Below are 3,471 nucleotides of genomic sequence, written 5' to 3'. Positions count from 1 at the left end.
AAGCTAAGCCTTTCAGCGCCGATGGTACTGCAGGGGGGACCCTGTGGGAGAGTAGGACGCCGCCGAACAATTTTTCCGGGAGACCCCCGTGCCTTTGGGCACGGGGGTTTTCTGCGTTCTGGGGTGTCTCCCGACCCCTGCCGCGCCGGCGTGCGGTGGCTGACGGTAGGGTCAGGGGGCATCATTGGCACATTTCTTCACACAGGAGGCCCCCGGGTGGAGGTCCAGGAGACTCGGGTTCAGACGGACCGGGTCCTCACCATCCCCAACATCCTCAGCATGGCTCGCCTTGTCGGGGTACCGCTTTTCCTGTGGCTGATCCTTCGCCCGGTGTTCGGCGGCCCGCAGAGCGACGGCTGGGCGTTGTTGGTACTCGCGCTGAGCGGCATCAGCGACTACCTCGACGGCAAGCTCGCCCGCCGTTGGAATCAGATCAGCAGCCTCGGACGGCTCCTGGACCCGGCCGCGGACAGGCTCTATATCCTTTCCACTCTCGTCGGGCTCACCTGGCGCGAGATCCTGCCGCTCTGGCTCACCGCCGCGCTCGTGGCCCGGGAGTTGATGCTCCTGGTGATGGTCGGCATCCTCCGCCGGCACGGTTATCCGCCGCCCCAGGTGAACTTCCTCGGGAAAGCTGCAACGTTCAACCTGATGTACGCCTTCCCCTTGTTGCTGCTCAGCGACGGAAGTGGTTGGCTTGAAACGTTGGCCGCAGTTTTCGGATGGGCGTTCGCCGGGTGGGGTACAACTCTGTATTGGTGGGCAGGACTCCTCTACGTGGTTCAAGTCCGCCGGCTGGTCAAGGCGGACGCAACAGCCGATTGAGCTCGTTGAAGCGGTGCCGTGCAGTGTGGCCGGACCGCGGCAGATGTCTCTCGATGCCGCCCGACGGGCTTAGTCGGCTTAATCGTCGTCTCTAGGAGGACGTTTCCGACATGAAGGCCGTCGTGATGGCTGGCGGCGAGGGCACACGCCTTCGCCCGATGACCTCGAGCATGCCCAAGCCGCTTCTTCCTGTGGCCAACCGGCCGATCATGGAGCATGTGCTCCGACTGCTGAAGCGGCACGGGCTCAATGAGACCGTGGTGACCGTCCAGTTCTTGGCCTCCCTCGTCAAGAACTATTTCGGGGACGGGGAAGAGCTCGGAATGGAGCTCACCTACGCCAATGAGGAGAAGCCACTCGGCACCGCGGGAAGCGTGAAGAACGCTGAGGAAGCGCTGAAGGACGACACCTTCCTCGTGATTTCGGGCGACGCGCTGACCGATTTCGACCTCACCGATCTCATCGCCTTCCACAAAGCGAAGGGCGGACTGGTCACCGTCTGCCTGACGAGGGTCCCCAATCCGCTGGAATTCGGGATCACGATCGTGGACGAGGAAGGCCAGGTCGAGCGCTTCCTGGAGAAGCCCACGTGGGGGCAGGTGTTCTCGGACACCGTCAACACGGGTATCTACGTCATGGAGCCCGAGGTCTTCGACTACGTCCAGGCCGACACCTCCGTGGACTGGTCCGGCGACGTCTTCCCCCAGCTCATGAAGGAGGGCAAGCCGATCTACGGCTATGTCGCCGAGGGCTACTGGGAGGACGTGGGCACGCACGAAAGTTATGTGAAGGCTCAGGCCGACGTGCTGGAGCGCAAGGTCGACGTCGAACTGGACGGCTTCGAGATCGCCCCCGGCGTGTGGGTGGCGGAAGGTGCCGAGGTCCATCCGGACGCTGTCCTGCGCGGCCCCCTCTACATCGGTGACTACGCCAAGGTCGAGGCGGACGTCGAGATCCGGGAACACACCGTCATCGGGTCGAACGTCGTGGTCAAGTCGGGCGCCTTCCTGCACCGGGCAGTGGTCCACGACAACGTGTTCATCGGTTCCCACAGCAATCTGCGCGGCTGTGTGATCGGTAAGAACACCGATGTCATGCGAGCCGCCCGCATCGAGGACGGCGCCGTGATCGGCGACGAATGCCTCGTCGGAGAAGAATCGATCATCCAGGGGAATGTCCGGGTCTACCCCTTCAAGACCATCGAGGCCGGCGCCTTCGTCAACACCTCGGTCATCTGGGAGTCGCGCGGACAGGCCCACCTTTTCGGAGCCCGCGGTGTCTCCGGAATCCTGAACGTCGAAATCACCCCGGAACTCGCGGTCCGTCTCGCGGGCGCGTACGCCACCACCCTGAAGAAGGGGGCGACCGTCACCACCGCGCGAGACCACTCGCGAGGCGCCCGGGCACTGAAGCGTGCGGTCATCTCCGCCCTCCAGGCCAGCGCCATCGACGTACGCGACCTGGAGAACGTGCCGCTGCCCGTGGCCCGTCAGCAGACGGCCCGCGGCAGCGCCGGCGGCATCATGATCAGGACGTCGCCCGGTGTCCCCGACTCCGTCGACATCATGTTCTTCGACGAGCGGGGCGCGGACCTCTCGCAGGCCCAGCAGCGGAAGCTGGACCGGGTCTATGCCCGCCAGGAGTACCGCAGGGCCTTTCCCGGTGAGATCGGGGATCTGCACTTCCCGTCGAGCGTCTTCGACTCGTACACGGGCTCCCTGCTCCGCAACGTCGACACGACCGGGATCGCCGATTCGGGTCTGAAGGTCGTGGTCGACGCCTCCAACGGCAGCGCGGGGCTCGTCCTGCCCAGCCTGCTCGGACGGCTCGGCGTGGACTCGCTCACCATCAACCCGGGACTCGACGAGTCGCGGCCGACCGAATCCGCCGAGACGCGGCGTACCGGACTGGTCCGGCTCGGCGAGATCGTCTCGTCGGCGCGCGCCGCGTTCGGCGTGAGGTTCGACCCGGTCGGTGAACGGCTCTCCCTCGTCGACGAGCGAGGCAGGATCATCGAGGACGACCGCGCGCTGCTGGTCATGCTCGACCTGGTGGCCGCCGAGCGGCGGAGCGGGCGAGTGGCGCTGCCGGTGACGACCACGAGGGTCGCCGAACAGGTGGCCGCCTACCACGGCACGCAGGTGGAGTGGACGACGACCTCGCCCGACGACCTGACCCGGGTCGGCCGCGAGGAGAACACGATCTTCGGCGGCGACGGACGCGGTGGATTCATCGTCCCCGAGTTCTCCAGCGTCTTCGACGGATCGGCCGCCTTCGTCCGGCTCATCGGACTGATCGCCCGCACCCAGCTCACCCTGAGCCAGATCGACGACCGTATCCCGCGCGCCCACGTGCTCCGGCGTGACCTGGCCACCCCCTGGGCGGTCAAGGGGCTCGTGATGCGCCGGGTGGTCGAGGCCGCGGGTGACAGGGACGTGGACACCACCGACGGCGTCCGCGTCGTCGAGGCGGACGGCCGCTGGGTCATGGTCCTCCCCGACCCGGCCGAGGCCGTCACCCACCTGTGGGCCGAGGGCCCCGACGACGCCTCCGCCCAACTGCTCCTGGACGAGTGGGCAGCTGTCGTCGACAGCGCCGGGGACTGATCCCCGCACCGCACCGGTTTCTGCCCACTCGTCCAGGAGC

At 66.5% G+C, this 3,471-nt stretch carries 2 protein-coding genes; both read left to right on the top strand.

The genetic code is table 11. From position 1 onward, the window contains the following. The first annotated feature begins 216 nt into the window (after positions 1 to 216). Entirely contained in the window at positions 217 to 825 is a 609-nt protein-coding gene (locus ACFWEP_RS33155; RefSeq protein ID WP_328722856.1) for a CDP-alcohol phosphatidyltransferase family protein, read from the top strand. A 110-nt stretch (positions 826 to 935) separates the two neighbouring features. Next, positions 936 to 3,431: a sugar phosphate nucleotidyltransferase gene (locus ACFWEP_RS33150; protein ID WP_387375781.1), complete on the top strand. Its 2,496-nt coding sequence runs from the start codon at positions 936 to 938 to the stop codon at positions 3,429 to 3,431. Positions 3,432 to 3,471: the final 40 nt, after the last annotated feature.

Source organism: Streptomyces sp. NPDC060198 (assembly GCF_042728415.1).
Classification (GTDB): domain Bacteria; phylum Actinomycetota; class Actinomycetes; order Streptomycetales; family Streptomycetaceae; genus Streptomyces.
This window is presented reverse-complemented; position numbering and strand designations above follow the sequence as displayed.

What these genes read in the sequence shown, in the direction of transcription:
- ACFWEP_RS33150 (WP_387375781.1), top strand. Translation starts at nt 936, where the DNA reads ATGAAGGCCGTCGTGATGGCTGGCGGCGAGGGCACACGCCTTCGCCCG.